This window comes from Lysinibacillus sp. NPDC093190, from assembly GCF_050280425.1.
Classification (GTDB): Bacteria; Bacillota; Bacilli; order Bacillales_A; family Planococcaceae; genus Lysinibacillus.
The window spans coordinates 1-18173 of sequence record NZ_JBNNVG010000030.1; the positions used below are offsets into that span (position 1 = coordinate 1).

General features: G+C 38.0%; 18 protein-coding genes and 3 pseudogenes. 15 read left to right on the plus strand and 6 right to left on the minus strand.

Annotated features, from left to right (window positions below):
- Positions 1-604: 604 nt before the first annotated feature.
- Together ACQKOF_RS19915 and ACQKOF_RS19920 are read right to left on the minus strand one after the other, a co-directional pair.
- On the minus strand, positions 605-1387 hold the full coding sequence (locus tag ACQKOF_RS19915; RefSeq protein ID WP_427560803.1) for an MBL fold metallo-hydrolase: 783 nt from the start codon (positions 1385-1387) through the stop codon (positions 605-607).
- Positions 1388-1621: 234 nt separating this feature from the next.
- Positions 1622-2134, minus strand: a complete 513-nt coding sequence (locus ACQKOF_RS19920) for an aspartyl-tRNA synthetase (RefSeq protein ID WP_427560806.1) — start codon at positions 2132-2134, stop codon at positions 1622-1624.
- Positions 2135-2363: 229 nt separating this feature from the next.
- Between ACQKOF_RS19920 and ACQKOF_RS19925 the strand changes: the two are divergent.
- Positions 2364-2960 (plus strand): annotated as a pseudogene (locus tag ACQKOF_RS19925) (anti sigma factor C-terminal domain-containing protein); the annotation flags it as partial.
- 353 nt (positions 2961-3313) lie between these two features.
- Here the strand turns inward: ACQKOF_RS19925 and ACQKOF_RS19930 are convergent.
- The 3 genes and pseudogenes from ACQKOF_RS19930 to ACQKOF_RS19940 all read right to left on the minus strand — a co-directional run bounded on the left by ACQKOF_RS19930 (position 3314) and on the right by ACQKOF_RS19940 (position 4680).
- Positions 3314-3463: a VanZ family protein gene (locus ACQKOF_RS19930; RefSeq protein ID WP_427560943.1), complete on the minus strand. Its 150-nt coding sequence runs from the start codon at positions 3461-3463 to the stop codon at positions 3314-3316.
- A pseudogene (locus ACQKOF_RS19935) lies at positions 3437-3785 on the minus strand (VanZ family protein); the annotation flags it as partial. The gene ACQKOF_RS19930 and the pseudogene ACQKOF_RS19935, both read right to left, overlap by 27 nt.
- Positions 3782-4680 (minus strand): annotated as a pseudogene (locus ACQKOF_RS19940) (aldo/keto reductase). The pseudogenes ACQKOF_RS19935 and ACQKOF_RS19940, both read right to left, overlap by 4 nt.
- 76 nt (positions 4681-4756) lie before the next feature.
- On the opposite strand from ACQKOF_RS19940, the gene ACQKOF_RS19945 reads away from it, so the two are divergent.
- The 12 genes from ACQKOF_RS19945 (at position 4757) to ACQKOF_RS20000 (ending at position 16195) form a co-directional block, all read left to right on the plus strand.
- On the plus strand, positions 4757-5293 hold the full coding sequence (locus tag ACQKOF_RS19945; RefSeq protein WP_427560809.1) for an NUDIX domain-containing protein: 537 nt from the start codon (positions 4757-4759) through the stop codon (positions 5291-5293).
- 73 nt (positions 5294-5366) lie between these two features.
- A complete protein-coding gene (locus ACQKOF_RS19950) occupies positions 5367-5879 on the plus strand; it encodes a hypothetical protein (RefSeq protein ID WP_427560811.1) in 513 nt (170 codons plus the stop codon).
- Positions 5880-6233: 354 nt separating this feature from the next.
- Positions 6234-6698, plus strand: coding sequence for a Fur family transcriptional regulator (locus ACQKOF_RS19955; protein WP_323651268.1), 465 nt, complete (start codon positions 6234-6236; stop codon positions 6696-6698).
- A gap of 167 nt (positions 6699-6865) precedes the next feature.
- Positions 6866-7768, plus strand: a complete 903-nt coding sequence (gene xerD / locus ACQKOF_RS19960; RefSeq protein WP_427560814.1) for a site-specific tyrosine recombinase XerD — start codon at positions 6866-6868, stop codon at positions 7766-7768.
- 89 nt (positions 7769-7857) lie between these two features.
- A complete protein-coding gene (gene deoB / locus ACQKOF_RS19965; RefSeq protein WP_427560817.1) occupies positions 7858-9039 on the plus strand; it encodes a phosphopentomutase in 1182 nt (393 codons plus the stop codon).
- Between the two features lie 14 nt (positions 9040-9053).
- Positions 9054-10304, plus strand: a complete 1251-nt coding sequence (locus ACQKOF_RS19970; RefSeq protein WP_427560819.1) for a thymidine phosphorylase — start codon at positions 9054-9056, stop codon at positions 10302-10304.
- Between the two features lie 695 nt (positions 10305-10999).
- Positions 11000-11353: an anti-sigma F factor antagonist gene (gene spoIIAA / locus ACQKOF_RS19975; RefSeq protein WP_249075721.1), complete on the plus strand. Its 354-nt coding sequence runs from the start codon at positions 11000-11002 to the stop codon at positions 11351-11353.
- The gene (spoIIAB, locus tag ACQKOF_RS19980; RefSeq protein WP_427560822.1) at positions 11346-11786 is read left to right on the plus strand and encodes an anti-sigma F factor; all 441 of its coding nucleotides are present in this window, start codon (positions 11346-11348) and stop codon (positions 11784-11786) included. Before spoIIAA ends, spoIIAB begins: the two co-directional genes overlap by 8 nt.
- 10 nt (positions 11787-11796) lie before the next feature.
- Positions 11797-12588 carry an RNA polymerase sporulation sigma factor SigF gene (gene sigF, locus ACQKOF_RS19985; RefSeq protein WP_249075723.1) on the plus strand — a complete coding sequence of 264 codons (792 nt, stop codon included), beginning with the start codon at positions 11797-11799 and terminating at the stop codon, positions 12586-12588.
- A 15-nt stretch (positions 12589-12603) separates the two neighbouring features.
- Positions 12604-14052 carry a spore germination protein gene (locus ACQKOF_RS19990; RefSeq protein ID WP_427560825.1) on the plus strand — a complete coding sequence of 483 codons (1449 nt, stop codon included), beginning with the start codon at positions 12604-12606 and terminating at the stop codon, positions 14050-14052.
- Between the two features lie 249 nt (positions 14053-14301).
- Complete coding sequence (lysA, locus tag ACQKOF_RS19995) at positions 14302-15621, plus strand: diaminopimelate decarboxylase (protein ID WP_370046062.1); 1320 nt, start codon at positions 14302-14304, stop codon at positions 15619-15621.
- A 199-nt stretch (positions 15622-15820) separates the two neighbouring features.
- Positions 15821-16195, plus strand: coding sequence for a GNAT family N-acetyltransferase (locus ACQKOF_RS20000; RefSeq protein WP_427560827.1), 375 nt, complete (start codon positions 15821-15823; stop codon positions 16193-16195).
- Here the strand turns inward: ACQKOF_RS20000 and ACQKOF_RS20005 are convergent.
- Complete coding sequence (locus ACQKOF_RS20005) at positions 16189-16695, minus strand: DUF309 domain-containing protein (RefSeq protein WP_427560830.1); 507 nt, start codon at positions 16693-16695, stop codon at positions 16189-16191. The two genes, ACQKOF_RS20000 and ACQKOF_RS20005, sit on opposite strands and share 7 nt — an antisense overlap.
- Positions 16696-16750: 55 nt before the next feature.
- Between ACQKOF_RS20005 and ACQKOF_RS20010 the strand changes: the two genes are divergently transcribed.
- Both ACQKOF_RS20010 and scpB read left to right on the plus strand, forming a co-directional pair.
- Positions 16751-17533 carry a segregation/condensation protein A gene (locus tag ACQKOF_RS20010; protein ID WP_427560833.1) on the plus strand — a complete coding sequence of 261 codons (783 nt, stop codon included), beginning with the start codon at positions 16751-16753 and terminating at the stop codon, positions 17531-17533.
- Complete coding sequence (gene scpB, locus ACQKOF_RS20015; RefSeq protein ID WP_053483121.1) at positions 17505-18098, plus strand: SMC-Scp complex subunit ScpB; 594 nt, start codon at positions 17505-17507, stop codon at positions 18096-18098. The genes ACQKOF_RS20010 and scpB overlap by 29 nt, the downstream gene beginning before the upstream one ends.
- Positions 18099-18173: the final 75 nt, after the last annotated feature.

Sequence of the window (18173 nt, forward strand, 5' to 3'; positions counted from 1 at the left end):
TTGAATTTGGTGTGGTAACTACATTCTACACGAGGTCGTTATGGGCTTCCTTTATATTGACTTCTGGGTGTTGCACTTAATATTACAATCCGTCACATAAAAAAAGACTTTTAACGAAACCTGCTAATAGTTTGTGAAGAATTACACTTCAACTAACAAGGGCGTTAGTTGAAGAACGGAGCTATAAATATCATTAGAATTGAACATAAAATTAGAGAATTACTAACTTTTTTTGGAAGCTTCACTTTTCCTGGCCCTTTATAAAATCCAGAAAATTGAAATTTATTTCTATGTAACACAAAAATTAAAATAAGAATTGAAATACCAACTAACCAACCACCATTGGTATTATCTACATTTATCCCTAAACTCGCATAGATTAATTTCACCAAAGCCACCATCATACCACCCAGAATCAATGAAATTCCAGTTATTCTTATTAATTCTAAAATAACCTAAACATAATTCAAGTCCCCTTCGATTTTTTATATTAAAATTTCTTTATTATAAGGGAATTCCTATCTTTCTGCGTCGCTTAATCCGATACGATTCTACACATGCCTGCTAGTTAAACTGGCCTGCACCTTTCGTTCAATAAGAACCGTTAAAACTGTACGCTAAAACCATTAAATTTATGGATTCCAGTACCGAATTTAGTAAGTTTATTTTCATTCAAAAACTTAACTGCAATTTTTACTTCTTTTAAAATTTTTGATTCAAGCCCTAAAGTATTATGTGAACCGTAAACCATTGAAACATTTGGTATCTCTGAAATTTTTTTCAATGAATTGACTAAATCAACAGGGTTTGTTGAAGGATAAAAAGCATATATAGGGGTTTCATCATATAGTAAATCCCCTGTAAACAAATAACCGTTTGTTTCATCAAAAACACAAATATGACCAGGAGAATGTCCCGGAGTATGATAGATGACTAATTTTCTATTACCCAACTCAATTACATCGCCATCAACTAACAAATCTGTAGGTTCCCCTTGAAATGGTTGATATGTGTCTGGATTAAATGTATTTGGAGTAGGTAATGTTATATCTCTACTAATATCTTTTCTAATTTGCCCTATTGATAAGCCTTTTATTCCATTCACTAACCAATCTTTATCTCCCTCATGAACATAGATCCTTTCAAATTCTCCATGACTTCCGATATGATCAGTGTGGACATGAGTTGTAATGACCTCAATCGGAAAGGTAGTCAATTGGTCAGTAATTCTCTTAATATTATCAATTCCAAGACCAGTATCAATTAGTACCGCTTTTTGATTACCCAATAATAAAAATGAATGTACCTTTTCCCAATGTCCATATTCACTAATTGCGTAAGTATTCCAATCAATTTGTTGCACAGTAAACCACGAATCTTTAATCATCCATTACCTCCAAAAAATTATTTTACTTCCTTATTTGTTCTATAGTATAACCCAGTATCCTTTTGCCACTTATTGAACTAACCTGCGTCGATAGTTCAATAAAGAAAAAAGAGCTGCCTATGTAACTCAAGCCCCTGTTAGTTACAATTAACGCTCTCATTGGCTAACGCCCTCTGTATTTATTTTTTCTTTCTTTTAACTAAGAACGAAAAAACATCTATTTTCACAAGTTATTTATAAATAAATTTCATCTAGCACTTCTTCGGTGGTTTTATTAATTAGTTTGATTGTTCCTTCTTCTAGAGCAGTGTCACTTTCAAAGTACCAAATATACAATCCTTTTAATTGGTATTCTTCTACGACTTCAGCAGGTAACATTTCTAAATTTAGTATTGTAGCATTTTTATCATCAAGTTGAAGAAGTCGGTCATCGCCATCTTTAATTAATCCAAATAGTAGATTTTTACCATATCCTTGATAACCGTTTAATTTTTCATGATTTCTTTTATTATCCATAGGGCCCCAAGTAAGGAAGTCTGCTTTCCATCCCCAAAGTCCTTTTCGTACACACGTAGCTCCTAGATTATTCTTATCTTTTATGAAAAAGAAAAGAGCATTACTGTTTATTTTATAGGCTGGAATTAACTCTATATCTTTTTTAACGGCAAATATAGCTTCTTGAGGTTCTGAATAAGAAATAGACTTTTCAGAAAATAACCATATAACAGTAATAAAAATTACGATCACTGCAAATGCGATACCTGTATTTTTTTAAAAGAGCCTTTTTTCACCGGAACACCTCGCTTATTTACCATTATTTTACCACGAAAATCTATTCCTTTCTTCAACTAACCTGCCTCCTTAGTACAATAAGTTCAACAACTTGTTTACAACGAGATCCAATAGCTTCCAGAGGATTGCAAAGTTCGAATACGCTTACTTTCAAGTCACGAATATTTGAGAATTGTCTCCTCATTGGCTTCGCTTGGATATTGACAACAATGAGTTAGTACCGGGCTTTTATTGGTCTGACACAGATTTTTATGAGTATAATAAACAAACAAAAAATAAAGTGGCGACATTTTATCATCCTTCTATTCAAGAGTATTTTGATGGTATACAAAATGAACTCAGTGAAGTTTCACAAATGGAAAACTATGTGGCGGAAGTTGCTATTTCTTTTGATCAACCATATACATTACAAGAAGTACAAGCAAAAATTCCTGATAATTTAAACATTGTATGGTTGTATATGGCCTCGCAAATTGCAGATGAAAGTAAGGGACCTTCAGGGGTGTCGGTTTATGGATTTGAACCATCTTCTTCACCAAAAGATGCATATAATGGATTTATTGATGCGCTCAAAAAATATGATGATAGTGGTAGGAATAAAACTATTCAAGAGTTTTTAAATTCGAATAAAAATAAAAAATGGGATGAAGTGGAAATTTTAGGGGTAATGCTGACTGGCCAATCGCAAAATTTTAAAGCCATAGAAAATCAAAGTTTTGTTCGTGGAGCTTCAGTAGGTGCCACTGCACAAATCGTACCTTATATTAAACCAGAAAAATAACGAGTAGAGATCAGAATTACATTCGGCCTCTCTTTACAGTAAGTGGCAGGTATCTAATAGAACCAAAACAATTAAAAGTCCCTACTAGTAATTGTATTAAGGAAAAAGAAGCAGTATCCAAATAGGTACTGTCTCTTTTTCTAAGTGCTTATTCAACTAAATTGCTTCGTTAGTTGAATAACTGATAGAAAAATTTACATATACTATATTTTTATTAAATATTTTCAGACTATATCTTTAAACACAAATAAAAGCTGAACTAATATCAAAATTAGTTCAGCTTAAAAATAACGTATTATAATGTTGCACAATCTATTAAGTGCATTACTTTAACTCTTGACTTTTAATAAAATTTAAAGCGCCCTTTGTCTTTTAAAAATTTTCCTCACCAATACAACAATCCCAACAAAAACAATTGCTCCAGCTGTATCCAAAATAACATCCTGTCCGCTCATCATGCGTCCTGGTGTAAAGCTTTGACGAAACTCAATCAAGCGTTGCAATAAGAGCTGTCCCAGCAATAGCGACACCTGCAGCGAATCGGCGTTTTCCCCATGCGAAGAAAATACCAAGTGCGATGCAGCCGAACCCAACAAAATGAGTTAATTTCCGAATTAAAAATTCTACAAACTTAAAGTAACCACGCTCTTCTACAGAAACAACTGTGTCCCAATAAGGAATTTTTAAAACAGATAATTGCTTTTCAAACGGCTTATTTGCTAATATTTGCTTTATTTCAGGAATAATAGACTGTTGTTCATAGGTCATGCTAGAGGAAATCGCAAGTACTACTAAAAATGCTAATAAGATAAGCCATTTTTTCATCGGTGTTCCATATATTGGCCGGCTTTTGTTAGCTCTTTTATGCTTTAAAATCTGTTATCGAATCCATTTTTTCGTAGGCAGCGAGTGTTTGCGCCAACTGTTCCTGTGAGCTTGCACCAAGCACTGTTGAGGCTATAGTAGGTTCCTTTAGATTAAAGGCGAGTGCTAGTGCATGTAAATCGTCATAATGTGAAGATAAGCCTGTTAATACCGCTGTTAATTCGTCCACTGTATATGTGTTATAGCCATTGACACGCTGTAAACGTTCATTCCAGTTATTTGTTAGTAAACCCTTTGCAACAGTTCCACGTGTTACAACGGAAGCCCTCTCACTTGCGATAAAGTCAAGCCATTCCTCTGGACGACGGTCTAAAGCACTATATTGCATCATGACACTTTTTGCAGAGCTTGCTGATAAAAAACGCTTTAGTACATTTGGTCTAATAGAGGAAATGCCATATTCTCGAATCAAGCCATCCTTTTTCAAATCTTCAAATGTGTCGATAATGCCATCCCAATCGTCCTCAATAGTACCACCGTGTAACTGATAAACATCAATATAGTCAGTACCTAGTCGTTTCAAGCTAGCGTGTAGAGCTTCCTTTATATAAGACGGAGATGCATCCCAATGCCAACCTTCTACACCTTGAGTCCATCGATTCCCAACTTTCGTAGCGACTATAACATCCTGTCGACGCTTTCCTAAAATAGCGCCAATAATTTCTTCATTTGCTCCAAAATCGTATAAATCGGCTGTATCGATGTAATTAATACCAGCATCTAGTGCCATATCGACGATATCAGCAGCCTTTTTCTTATCTGTCGAAAGAGACATGCCTCCTAAACTAATCTCTGAAATAAACAATTCACTTGAGCCAAGTTGTCTTTTTTTCATGCCAATGCCCTCCTTCGATTTCTCTACTTGTAATGTTACAATGAACATATCTGAAGAACAAGCGAGGTTATAGTCAATGAAAAAGTTTGAAGAAAAAACGACAAAGACTACACCCATTTATGACGGGAAAATTGTGAAACTACAGGTTGATGATGTCACTTTACCGAATGGTAATGTTGCAAAAAGAGAAATTATAAAGCATCCTGGTGCAGTTGCAGTTATTGCTGTTACCGATGAAGGAAAGTTAGTATTAGTGGAGCAATATCGCAAAGCTTTAGAACGTTCAATTATTGAAATTCCAGCTGGTAAGCTTGAACCTGGTGAGGAGCCGATTGTGACGGCGCGCCGCGAATTAGAGGAAGAAACAGGTTACGGTGCACAAAGCTTAACTTATTTACAAGCGTTTGCAACATCACCAGGCTTCGCAGATGAGATCATCCATCTATTTGTGGCAAAAGATTTATATAAAATTGAAAACAAAGCAGATCTAGATGAGGATGAATTTGTCGAATTATTAGAAGTTTCGTTGGAAGAAGCGGGGCAAATGATTGCAGATGAGCGTATATTTGACGCCAAGACAGCGTTTGCAGTACTTTGGCTTGCGGCACAATAAGAAAATAATCTTTAGCATAATAGAAGCGGACGAGCATAAGCTGTACAAACCTTGATAGAAAAGGAGCATGTTTATGTCTCGTACGGTGTCTATATTTTATCACGCTTCCATTATTGCTATGAGTTTTGTTTGTGGCGTTATCTTATTTCATATTATTGGTGGGCCGAATGCGGAGCCTTTTATTTCATTTATAGAGCCTCGTTTAACAAATGGGGACAGGCATTCTCTATTTCGTTTAGTGTTACCTGTTGCTGTTTCAATAGCTCTTGTACTATTGCTGGCAACACATAGTGTCTTGAAGGTTTTAGTACGTGTAACAGTAGCGATACGTGCTACCTTTTTTGGCTTTAGCTCGGTTTTTTTATTACAAAAGCTTGAAGCTTTCTGGGTTTATACGATTTGGTGGTTTCCATTTCAGCTCATCTATTGTATATTGTTGCTAAACCTATGCAATTTACTTGTACCAGCTTGGTCAAAGAGAAAAATCGGGAAAATGATACATGGTCGGACAATTTTGTTGAATTTTATCGCATTTTTCATCATAATAGTGGCTGAGTTTATTGTTATTTCTTATGTAATAAATTGATTGAAACAATTCATGAAAATTTAACTTCTTTCAACGGGTGTCCAAACATCTGTACCTGTCGCTACGCTTTCGGTACAAAAAACATCCGCTGAAATAGAGGAACTCAGTCTAAGAACGCCACGTCCTGTGGCAACGACTGAGTGACCAACTTCGTTTTGGCCTAAAGCCTCTGGCGGGTGTCACGGAATCGGAAAGGAATGCTTTGTGCAGCACAAAGCCGATTCCGGACGCAATTATGCCGAGGCATAATTGATCATCAGGTAAAAACATACAAAAGCATATTGAAATCTAATCACTATCTTGTAATAGGATTTACTCCTTTGGTATAATGGAAAGAGTTTAGGGGGGCGTCACATGGAGAGCCGAATTGATCGTATAAAAAAACAGTTGCATAGTGCTAGTTATAAGCTGACGCCGCAGCGAGAAGCAACAGTTGCTGTACTGCTGGAGCACGAGGAAGACCACCTAAGTGCAGAAGATGTTTACCTTTTAGTAAAAGAAAAGGCACCTGAAATAGGTCTTGCTACTGTCTATAGAACGTTAGAGTTACTAACTGAGCTCAAAATTGTCGACAAAATCAACTTTGGCGATGGCGTTTCGCGCTATGATTTACGCCAAGAGGGAGCTGCGCATTTCCACCATCATCTTGTTTGTATCGAATGTGGTGCGGTTGATGAAATTCAGGAAGATTTACTTGAAGATGTGGAAGCCGTTGTTGAAAGACGTTGGAATTTTATTATAAAGGATCACCGACTAACTTTCCACGGCATTTGCTGGCGCTGTCATGATAAAAACGACGAATCGAATGAAGAAAAATAACGAGAAGCTGTCTGTTTTAATCTTAAGTAAAGATTGAATCGGGCAGTTTTTTGTTTTATTCAAAATTAGTATTTTAGTGTAATAGCTAAACGATTAGGGGGGCGTTTTAGCACAATTCGAATAGCCGTGCTAAAATAGAGAATAATTGACAGTAAGGGGGCGCTGTGATGAATGAATTTCAATATGCAATAGAGGATTATATCCATTTTATCCAAGTAGAACGACAATTATCTGATAATACATTAGCATCCTATCGCCGAGACTTAGAAAATTACGTGAACTTTTTGCGGGAAGTGGAGAGAATGTCTGATTTTCGTAAAGTGGAAAGGACAACCATTTTGCGTCATTTAGAGCAGTTACGTATGCAAGGAAAGACAAGTCGTACTGTTGCCCGCCATATCTCCTCCATTCGTAGTTTCCATCAATTTTTACTCCGAGAAAAGCGAGCCGAAACAGATCCGACAGTCCATTTAGAAATGCCAATCATTGAGCAGAAGCTACCAAAAGTCCTCTCTATTGAAGAAATTGAAGCTTTATTAGCGGCACCAAACCGCAGCAAACCTCAGGGCATTCGGGATGTGGCAATGTTAGAGCTATTATATGGGTCAGGGATGCGCATTAGTGAGCTGATTGCATTGGATTTAGCTGATATTCACCTAACGATGGGCTTTGTACGCGTTTTTGGTAAGGGAGGCAAGGAGCGTATCATTCCTCTTGGAAAAAGCGCCCTTTCGGCATTAAGTACTTATTTAGATGGTGCACGGAGTCAATTACAAGGGAAATATCCAAAAACAGAAGCTTTTTTTATTAATCAAAGAGGGAAACGTTTAACAAGGCAAGGTTGTTGGAAATTAATGAAGGAGCACGCTTTAAAAGCAGGCATCCAACATGAATTAACGCCACATACATTACGTCATTCCTTTGCAACACATTTAGTGGAAAACGGTGCGGATTTACGAGCAGTACAGGAGATGCTTGGACATGCCGATATTTCCACAACACAAATTTATACACATATTAGTAAATCACGACTATCAGAAGTTTATAAGCAATTTCATCCACGCGCTTAAGAGAGAAAATTATTTGTAAGTCGGAGGTCTGACCTTTATTTTTCGCTGTTTTTTGGTAAAATAGAGACAAGAGATTAGGAGGCAAAATTATGAATAAACCATTTAAAAAAATCCATGTAGTAGTATTAGACTCAGTTGGAATTGGTGAAGCTCCAGACGCAGCGGATTTTGGAGATGTAGGTTCACATACTCTCGGACATATCGCTGAAAAAATGAATGGGCTTACAATGCCACATATGGAGTCTTACGGCTTAGCGAACATTGAACCATTACAAGGTATGCTAGCTACCGACAAACCAAAAGCATACTACGGAAAAATGCAAGAAGCATCTGTTGGTAAAGATACGATGACAGGGCATTGGGAAATTATGGGGTTGAATATCGATAAACCGTTTAAGGTGTATCCAGAGGGATTCCCTACTGAGCTTATTGCAGAGCTTGAAAAACGTACAGGTCGTAAAGTTCTTTGCAATAAACCTGCAAGTGGAACACAAGTAATTGATGACTTTGGCAAGGAGCATATGGAGACAGGAGCGATTATTGTCTATACATCTGCTGACCCTGTTTTGCAAATTGCTGCACATGAGGAAATTATTCCATTAGAGGAATTATATAAAATTTGTGAAATTGCTCGTGAGCTAACATTACAACCAGAATATTTAGTTGGCCGTGTTATTGCTCGTCCATTTATCGGCACACCAGGAAACTTCACACGTACATCTAATCGTCATGACTATGCGTTAAAGCCATTTGGTCGCACAACGATGAATGTTTTAAAGGATGCAGGCTTAGATGTTATAGCAATCGGAAAGATCTCTGATATTTTCAACGGTGAAGGCGTTACTGATGCAGTGCGTACGAAAAATAATACGGATGGTATGGATAAGTTTGCAGAGGTAGTGCGTCGTGATTTCCATGGTATAAGCTTCTTAAACTTAGTGGACTTTGATGCGAATTTTGGGCATCGTCGTGACCCTCTAGGTTATGGTAACGCACTACAAGAATTTGATGTACGTTTACCAGAAATTACTGAGGCAATGACAGAAGATGATCTACTAATCATTACGGCGGACCACGGTAATGATCCAACATTCCCTGGGACAGACCATACACGCGAATATGTACCGTTAATTGTCTATTCACCACGCTTTAACGGTGGTAACGAGCTAACACTTCGTGAAACTTTTGCAGATATTGCAGCGACAGTTGCTGAAAACTTCAAAGTAGAAGCACCAGAGTTTGGTAAAAGCTTCTTAAATGATCTGAAGTAAGGGGGATTTTCGATATGAATATGGCACAACTATTTGAAAAGAAGAAGCAAGGCAAGGAGCTATCACAGGCTGAAATTCAGTATTTTGTAGAGGGGTATACTACTGGTGCAATTCCTGATTATCAAGCAAGCTCCCTACTAATGGCAATCCGTTTATTGGGTATGACATATGATGAAACATTTTATTTAACAAAGGCAATGATAGAATCTGGAGATGTTATTAATTTATCTTCTATTGAAGGTTTTAAAATTGACAAACACTCGACCGGCGGTGTAGGCGATAAAGTTACACTAATTGTTACGCCGATCATTGCTGCACTAGATATTCCGGTGGCGAAATTTAGTGGTAAAGGTCTAGGCATTACAGGTGGTACAATCGATAAATTAGAATCAATTCGTGGCTTAAAAACAGAGCTTTCATCACAGGAATTTATCGACAATGTCAATAAACATAAAATTGCAGTTGCTGGTCAAACAGGCAATCTTGTACCAGCTGACAAAAAATTATATGCGTTGCGAGATGTGACGGGTACTGTCGATTCCATTCCACTTATTGCTGCGTCTATCATGAGCAAGAAAATAGCAAGTGGTGCAGACGGCATTGTACTAGATGTCAAATGTGGCTCAGGTGCATTTATGAAAACAGAAGAAGAAGCACAAGTTTTAGCTGATACGATGACTGCAATCGGTGAAAAACTAGGGCGTAAAGTAGTCGCGCATATTAGTGATATGGATAATCCACTTGGTAAAATGATTGGTAATAAGCTTGAGGTAGTAGAAGCATTTGCTTTATTAAGTGGACGTATGGACGAAACGCACGAGGATCTGCTTGAGGAGTGTATTATTATCTCTTCGCTTATGTACCAAGTTGCAGCAGGAGTAAATGAGGCTGAAGCAACAGCAGCTGTTAAACGAGTATTAGAGGATGGTTCGGCTGCAGCAAAATTTGAGGAATTTATCGTAGCACAGGGTGGCGATTTAGCAGATATCTTGCAAAAAGACACAGCAAATAAAGTTGCTGTTAAAGCACCAATTGAAGGCACTGTAGGGACGATTAATGCATTACTAATCGGGGAAGCTAGCGTTGGTCTTGGTGCAGGTCGATTAACAAAGGAATCTGAGCTTGATTATGATGCTGGTATTCAATTGATTGCCAAAAAAGGCGACCATGTTCGTGCTGACGAGACGATTGCTTATTTATATTCAAATCGTCAAATCAATGAGGAAACAATCGAAAAAGTACAAAAGGCTTATACAATTGCATAAATAATACGAAGCGAGAACTCTCTTTAACAAAGGGGGTTCTCGCTTTTTTCTGCTCTGAAATGCGTCGGAAAGGAAAGTTAAAACGACGGAAAGAAGAGCTGAAGTGACGGAAAGAAAAGTCAAAGCGACGGAAAGAAGAGTCAAAATGACGGAAAGAAGCCAGGGCGACGGATAGGAAAGCTAAAGCGACGGAAAGAAGAGCTGAAGTGACGGAAAGAAAAGCCAAAGCGACGGATAGAAAAGCCAAAGCGATGGAAAAAAAAGTCGAAGTGCCGGATAGAATCATCAAAGTGCCGGATAGACTACGTAAAAGCGACAGGTACAGATGTTTTATGTAACGTAAGTGAAACGGCAGTTACAGAAGTCTCCCACCTCTATATGTGGTTATGCGGATTTAAGTTACTTTTCAGCATGTGTCTAAACACCTTGCTGCCGCTACGCTTTCGCGCAAAAAACATCGGTTGGCCTAAAGCCTCCGGACGCAATTATGCCGAGGCATAACTGATCATAATAATAATTCTTGTGAAAAATGCCTGCCACGTTTAAAAAATGTTGATTTATCCCATACTGAATTTAACCTAAAAAGCTATAAGTATGTCGATTTGCCACTATTTCGGAAGACTTTGCACTAGTTCTGTCAGCCACAAGGAATCACCACATTGAATGTGGAATTGCACGAGGAGGAGGCGATATTCATGCATTTTCAATTAGAGATGGTAACAAGAGAGACAGTAGTTATACGTTTATTTGGGGAGCTCGATCATCATGCAGTAGAGCAAATTCGAGCTAAAATTTCTACAGCAATTTTTCAAGGCACTGTAACGACCATCATTTGGAACTTAGAGGGGCTTTCCTTTATGGATAGTTCAGGTGTAGGTTTAGTGCTTGGTCGGATGCGTGAGTTAGAGGCAGTAGCTGGACGAACAATTTTATTGAATCCATCGCCGACAATGCGAAAAGTATTTCAATTTTCAGGTTTAGGGCCGTGGATGATGGATGCAACTGAAGAAGAAGCGATTGATCGAGTTAGGGGGATTGTAAATGGATAACGAAATGACATTAACTTTTTTAGCAATTAGTGAAAATGAAGCCTTAGCGCGTGTAGCGGTGACAGGTTTTATCGCACAATTAGATCCAACAATTGATGAGCTATCCGAATTTAAAACGGTTGTCTCAGAGGCTGTTTCTAATGCCATTATTCACGGTTATGAAGAGGATGGTAAAGGTGTTATTACAGTTCATGCAAAACGTGAGGATGATATTGTAACTGTGTCTGTTATGGATAAAGGTATTGGAATTGAGGATGTAAGCCAGGCAATGGAGCCGTTATTTACGACGAAAAGTGCGATGGAACGTTCAGGTATGGGCTTTACTATTATGGATAGTTTTTCAGACCAATTGACCGTAATGTCCCAATGGCAACAAGGTACAACTGTCACGTTTACGAAGAAATTTTACTCGGTTCGCACACCGGTAATGTGAGGATGCAATTTTGAAGCCGCTAGAACAGTCGTCCGATAAGCTATTGTCACAGGGAGAAATGCGGGATTTAATTGCACGTGCACAGCAGGGCGATCATGAGGCTCGTAAACGAATGATTGAAGGGAATACGAGGCTTGTGTGGTCTATCGTCCAACGCTTTACAAGCAGGGGCGTGGAGCTCGAGGATTTATTTCAAATTGGCTGCATAGGTCTCATGAAGTCTGTGGATAAATTCGATCTAACGTATGATGTTAAATTTTCGACATATGCGGTACCAATGATTATTGGAGAAATTCAGCGATTTCTAAGGGATGACGGTATGGTGAAGGTGAGCCGATCTATTCGTGAGCTTAATTTTAAAATTCGTCATGCAACTGATGAATTCATTAAAAATAATGAGCATCCACCAACCATTCATGAATTAGCACAGGTTCTTGGTGTCACAACTGAGGAAATTGTAACAGCTTCAGATGCATTAAGAGATCCCGCTTCCTTGCATGAACAATTGTATGAGAGCGAAGGGGATTCTATTACTTTAATGGATCAGATGAAGGACGAAAAATCTGAACAGCCATTTGACTATATACCATTAAAAGAAGTGCTCACAAGACTTGAGCCAAGAGAGCAATCAATTATTTATTTACGATATTTCTCAGATTGTACCCAAACTGAAATTGCTAACAGGCTAGGCATATCACAAGTCCAGGTATCACGATTAGAGAAAAAAATTCTTGCTCAATTAAAAAATTGGATGGCCACAAGTGCCACAGTTGAAGAGGAAGAAGTAAAAAAAGACATCTAAGAAAATGGTGACAGCATGACAGAAAAAGATAAACTTTTTAACAGCTTAGAAGAAGCCGAAAATTTTCTTAAAGCGCAATTTGGTGACGGCGAATCGTTTGACATTAGTATTAAACATGTATTTGTCAAAGATTTGCCGGTTCTTTGCGCATATATAAGTGGACTTGTGGATGGAATAGTGTTAACACAATTACTCTCCAATATGTTACCTGATGAGGACATTGATATTGAGGATGAAAAGGAGTATTTTGAAGCCTATTTTAATTTCCAAGGTCGTTCTGAGGAAACCAAACGTGAAGCCATTTTATTATCAATATTAAGTGGACAAGTAGCCTTTATAACGAAAAGTGGTTACGGCTATGTTGCGGAGATTCGAAGCTATCCAGGACGTACACCTGCGGAGCCTGACAATGAAAAGGTTATTCGTGGATCTAGGGACGGCTTTATAGAAGGTATTTCACAAAATACTGCTTTGATTCGTCGGCGAATTCGCAATAGTAATTTACGTTTCGAGCTACATAAAATATCCGAAATCGGTCAAACCGATGTCGCGCTAGCGTTTATAAAGGGTATTGCGAGTGATGAAACGCTCGATAAATTACGACAGCGCATTAAACAAATTAATCATGATGGCTTGACTATGACGGATAAATCACTAGAGGAATGGCTGTTTAAACAGAAGTTTCATCCAGTTCCTTTTGTACGTTATACGGAACGACCAGATATTACCGCAGCGCATTTACTTGAGGGACATATAGCCATTATTGTCGATACGTCTCCTTCTGTCATTATCGTGCCAGCAACGGCCTTTCATTTACTGCAGCATGCTGAGGAGTACAGGCAAGCACCATCAGTCGGAACCTTCGTCCGTTTTATGCGCTATTTTGGAGCAATTATGGGTTTATTATTATTGCCCTTGTGGTATTTATGTGCAACGCATGGGATACATTTACCGGATGAGTTATCCTTTTTAGGGGCAAAGAAAAAATCACATATCCCAATTTTACTACAAGTACTTATTGGCGATATTGGGATAGAATTTCTGAGGATGGCCGCCATTCATACCCCATCTCCATTATCCACTGCGATGGGGTTAGTTGCCGGTGTAATTATTGGTCAGATTGCTATTGATGTTGGGGTATTCTCTCCAGAAGTAGTGTTATATACAGCCGTTTCAGCTATTCTGACCTTTATTATTCCTTCTTATGAGCTAGGTATCTCCATTAAACTCTTTAGACTAGTGTTGTTAATAATGACTGGAATTTGGGGAGTTAATGGGTTATTTATCGGGATCTTTATATTATTTACGTATTTATGTTCATTACGTCCGATGCAAGCGCCATATTTATGGCCGCTTATTCCGTTCTTTCCAACAGCGATGCTTCGCGTACTTGTCCGTTTCCCAATGACAGCAGATGCATTAAGACCTTATGTAGTCGATTCTGAACATCGAAAAAGATCATAAGAGCCGTTGCACTCGTTTTTTTCATGTGATAAAGTTCACATATAGTATTTTGTGATTTTTGCAAAAATTATCTTCATTCATCAAAAGGTTCACTACGACAAGGTGTTGACATATTTGTGATATTAGCCCTAGTGTACTGTTCGAACCCTTGTTGAATGATACCTCTAAAAAGGATAGTAGCATTGCTACTTCCATTAGAGGTGCAAATTTTATCACAAGATGGAACGATGTGAAAAGGGAGAGATGCACATGCATTTATATGGAACACAAGCGATTTCTGAAGATGGTCATTTAACGATTGGACAGGTAGATACATTAGAGCTTGCGAAAGAATATGGTACACCTTTATTTGTGTATGATACGGCGCTTATTCGTAAGCGTGCACGCGGCTTTATTGATACGTTTAAAAAACTAGGTGTAAAAGCAGAAGTAGCTTATGCTTCTAAAGCATTTGCATGTGTAGCTGTGTACCAATTAGCGGCAGAAGAAAATCTATCTTTAGACGTTGTCTCTGGTGGAGAATTATTTACAGCTTTAAAAGCTGGATTCCCTGCTGAGCGTATTCATTTCCATGGTAATAATAAAAGCATTGCTGAATTAGAATTAGCCTTTGACTCGAAAATCGGTTGTATTGTTGTGGATAACTTCTATGAAATTCAACTTTTACAAGAAATCTCAGAACGCCGTCAACAAAAAATGCGTATTTTACTACGTGTCACACCAGGTGTTGAGGCACATACGCATGATTTCATTACGACAGGTCAAGCGGATTCTAAATTTGGCTTCGACTTAAATAATGGTCAAGCAGATGAAGCTTTCCAACAAACTTTTAACCATGAATACCTAGAGCTTCTAGGATTACACTGCCATATTGGCTCTCAAATTTTTGACACAGCGGGCTTTGGCTTAGCAGGAGAAAAACTAGTTGATAAAATTTCTGATTGGAACAAGACTCACGATTTTACGTGTACTGTGTTAAACTTAGGAGGGGGCTTCGGAATTCGTTATACTGAGGAAGATGCACCGCTTGAGCCACAAGTATATGTAGAGGATATGATTACAGTTGTAAAGAACAAAGCGACTGTACTTGGTCTAACTATGCCAGAAATTTGGATTGAACCAGGGCGTTCACTTGTAGGCGATGCAGGAACATCACTTTATACAATTGGTTCACAAAAAACAGTGCCTAATGTTCGTAAATATATTGCTGTCGATGGTGGAATGAGTGATAATATCCGTCCGGCATTATATGATGCGAAGTACGAGGCGGTCATTGCGAGTAAAGCAAATGAATCAAAAAGTGAAACATATACAGTGGCTGGTAAACTTTGTGAATCGGGCGATAAATTAATTATTGATGCTAAGCTTCAGGAAGCAGCTTCTGGTGATGTGCTAGCAATCTTCTGTACTGGTGCGTATGGATATTCTATGGCGAGTAACTATAATCGTGTACCACGACCAGCAGTTGTATTTATAGAAAATGGCAAACATCAATTAGCAATTCGACGCGAAAGTTATGAAGATATTGTACAAAACGATCTCCCGCTAACGTTAAAAAAGGGTGAGTAAATATGAGAAAAAACAAATGGGTATTACTAGCGTCCATTTCAACTTTTGTTTTGTTGTGGGGCGTTTTCTATTGGGTATTGGCGTCTAAAGGTATTCTCGGACCTGGTTCGTAAGACAGAAATTGACTTGCGGTAAAAGTACAAATCGTGTAGGATAGTCAAAGATTATGTACAGCTAGAAAAAGAGGGAATAGACAAATATGTTAATTCGATATAAGAAAGCTTTCGAGAAAATAGCAATGGGGCTACTCTCGTTTATGCCTAACGAAAAAGACATAAAAAAGCTCACAGAGACAATTCACTCCTATGAAAATAATGATAATTGGGTTTTATATTTATGGAAAAATAACGATGAGTATGTTGGCATTGTTGGACTTGTAACAGACAGTAATAATATAGCTACGATTCAACATGTTTCCGTTGTCCCTTCTTATAGAGGTGAAGGTGTTGCGAAGGAAATGCTACAGGAAGTAGCAGAACTTGGCCAGTACGAAAGTGTGCGTGCAACGGAGGAAACGCGTAATTTTGTTCAAAAATGTATAAATTGTATCGATGAAGAAGCAGACGATCATTGACGTCTGCTTTTTCTTTGTTTACTTTCTTGACGCTCTGCAAGAATATGTGAGCGATCTCGAAGCATATGTTTATGAAGAAGATAGTTAGCGCTACTTGATGGTAAAAGTTGTATGCGAGCAAATACTAATTCCTCCAATCTGGGTGAAAGAGGAAGTTGAAATGCTTGAAAGGACTTGCCCATTTGGATTGCAGAAAGTGCATCTGTTAGTTGTGTTAGTAGTATTTCGTAGTCGATTTCGTCAAAAAAGATGTGCCCTATATTATATTGAAAATTATTGAGTGCTTTTTCTAAGATTCGCGCAGCGCCAATATAATTGTCACGTCGATAATGATATAAACCTGTTGCGAGCTGTACGTATCCAACGAGAGGGTGCTTTTTATCACCTGGAGCAATTTCCTTCCAGTATTCCTCTAGGACTTCATGGCATTCAAAAAAATCTTGATTACCATTGAAAAAAGCACAGTAGTCGATAAATAAAGTATGATGCTGTGGATGCATTTTGGGCTCCTTTCTACTATACTAAAAGAACATAGAATCTCAGGGTGGTAAAACAATGTCTTATGAAGTAAAATTAGAAGCCTTTTCAGGGCCTCTTGATTTATTATTGCATTTAATTCACAGATTGGAAATTGATATTTATGATATCCCAATGGCTGAAATTACTCAACAATATATCGACCATATACATGCTATGCAGGTACTGGAGTTAAATGAGGCTAGTGAATATTTAGTGATGGCTGCAACATTATTGGCCATTAAAAGTCGTATGCTCCTGCCAATTCATGAAGGTGAGCTTGAAGATGCCGAATTAGAAGTCGACGGTCCAGACCCTCGTGAAGAACTGGTGCAACGTTTAATAGAGTATAAGAAATATAAAGAAGCAGCAAGTAGCCTACAAGAGCTTGAAACAGATCGGGCACAGGTATTTTCACGGCCGCCAGCAGATTTATCTGAGTTAGCATCAGATGAGCAAATGGCGTTATTTGATTTGAACGTCAACATCTATGACATGCTTGGGGCCTTTCAAAAACTGATGCGTCGAAAAAAATTAAAAAAACCACTAAAGACAACTGTAGCGAGACAGGAACGCTCAGTGAAAGATCAAATGCGTTCGGTTGTCGATTCATTACGATCTACAGGTGGACGTGCATCATTTTCCGAGCTTTTTCCCTATGAAGATAAGCCAACGCTTATTCTGACGTTTTTATCCATTCTGGAACTGATGAAACGTCAGATCGTCATCGTAGAGCAAGATGGTAACTTTGAAGAATTAACAGTTACATTACAGAAGGAGGAATGGGATGATGATGACGAAAACAATGATGCTACAGAGTAGAATAGAATCCTTATTATTTGTCGTTGGAGACGACGGCTTAACTATTAAACAATTGTCACAACTTTTAGGTGAACCGGAAGAGTTAATCGTACAGACAATGGAAGTGTTGAAAACAACATATGAAGAAGATTTAGCTAGAGGCCTCACTATAAAAGAAATAGCGGGAGTTTATCAGCTTATAACAAAATCTGAACTAGCAGATACCATTCAAAGATTAGTAGAAAATCCAACTGTTCAATCATTATCGCAAGCCTCGCTTGAGGTATTGGCTATTGTGGCATACAAACAGCCAATTACACGTGTAGCAATTGAAGATTTACGCGGTGTGAAATGTGAAAGACCTATACAAACGCTCGCTTCGAGAGGGTTAATTAAAGAAGTTGGTCGCTCAGAAGGGACAGGACGTGCAATCTTATATGGTACAACAAAAGAATTTTTAAACTACTTTGGTTTAAATAGTATAGAAGAAATGCCGCCTTTACCTGAAGATGAGCTAGTTGAAACAGAGCAAGAAACAGATTTATTTATGACGAAATTCCAAGAAACCTTTAGTGGAGTAAAGTAAATAAACAAGATTTAAAGGTATAATACTTTACTTGAAACATAAATATAATCTATATTTTCCTATTACTTTTAATAA

What these genes read in the sequence shown, in the direction of transcription:
- ACQKOF_RS19915 (WP_427560803.1), bottom strand. Translation starts at nt 1,387, where the DNA reads ATGATTAAAGATTCGTGGTTTACTGTGCAACAAATTGATTGGAATACT.
- ACQKOF_RS19945 (WP_427560809.1), top strand. Translation starts at nt 4,757, where the DNA reads ATGAAAAAGTTTGAAGAAAAAACGACAAAGACTACACCCATTTATGAC.
- ACQKOF_RS19950 (WP_427560811.1), top strand. Translation starts at nt 5,367, where the DNA reads ATGTCTCGTACGGTGTCTATATTTTATCACGCTTCCATTATTGCTATG.
- ACQKOF_RS19955 (WP_323651268.1), top strand. Translation starts at nt 6,234, where the DNA reads ATGGAGAGCCGAATTGATCGTATAAAAAAACAGTTGCATAGTGCTAGT.
- xerD (WP_427560814.1), top strand. Translation starts at nt 6,866, where the DNA reads ATGAATGAATTTCAATATGCAATAGAGGATTATATCCATTTTATCCAA.
- deoB (WP_427560817.1), top strand. Translation starts at nt 7,858, where the DNA reads ATGAATAAACCATTTAAAAAAATCCATGTAGTAGTATTAGACTCAGTT.
- ACQKOF_RS19970 (WP_427560819.1), top strand. Translation starts at nt 9,054, where the DNA reads ATGAATATGGCACAACTATTTGAAAAGAAGAAGCAAGGCAAGGAGCTA.
- spoIIAA (WP_249075721.1), top strand. Translation starts at nt 11,000, where the DNA reads ATGCATTTTCAATTAGAGATGGTAACAAGAGAGACAGTAGTTATACGT.
- spoIIAB (WP_427560822.1), top strand. Translation starts at nt 11,346, where the DNA reads ATGGATAACGAAATGACATTAACTTTTTTAGCAATTAGTGAAAATGAA.
- ACQKOF_RS19990 (WP_427560825.1), top strand. Translation starts at nt 12,604, where the DNA reads ATGACAGAAAAAGATAAACTTTTTAACAGCTTAGAAGAAGCCGAAAAT.
- lysA (WP_370046062.1), top strand. Translation starts at nt 14,302, where the DNA reads ATGCATTTATATGGAACACAAGCGATTTCTGAAGATGGTCATTTAACG.
- ACQKOF_RS20000 (WP_427560827.1), top strand. Translation starts at nt 15,821, where the DNA reads ATGTTAATTCGATATAAGAAAGCTTTCGAGAAAATAGCAATGGGGCTA.
- ACQKOF_RS20005 (WP_427560830.1), bottom strand. Translation starts at nt 16,695, where the DNA reads ATGCATCCACAGCATCATACTTTATTTATCGACTACTGTGCTTTTTTC.
- ACQKOF_RS20010 (WP_427560833.1), top strand. Translation starts at nt 16,751, where the DNA reads ATGTCTTATGAAGTAAAATTAGAAGCCTTTTCAGGGCCTCTTGATTTA.
- scpB (WP_053483121.1), top strand. Translation starts at nt 17,505, where the DNA reads ATGACGAAAACAATGATGCTACAGAGTAGAATAGAATCCTTATTATTT.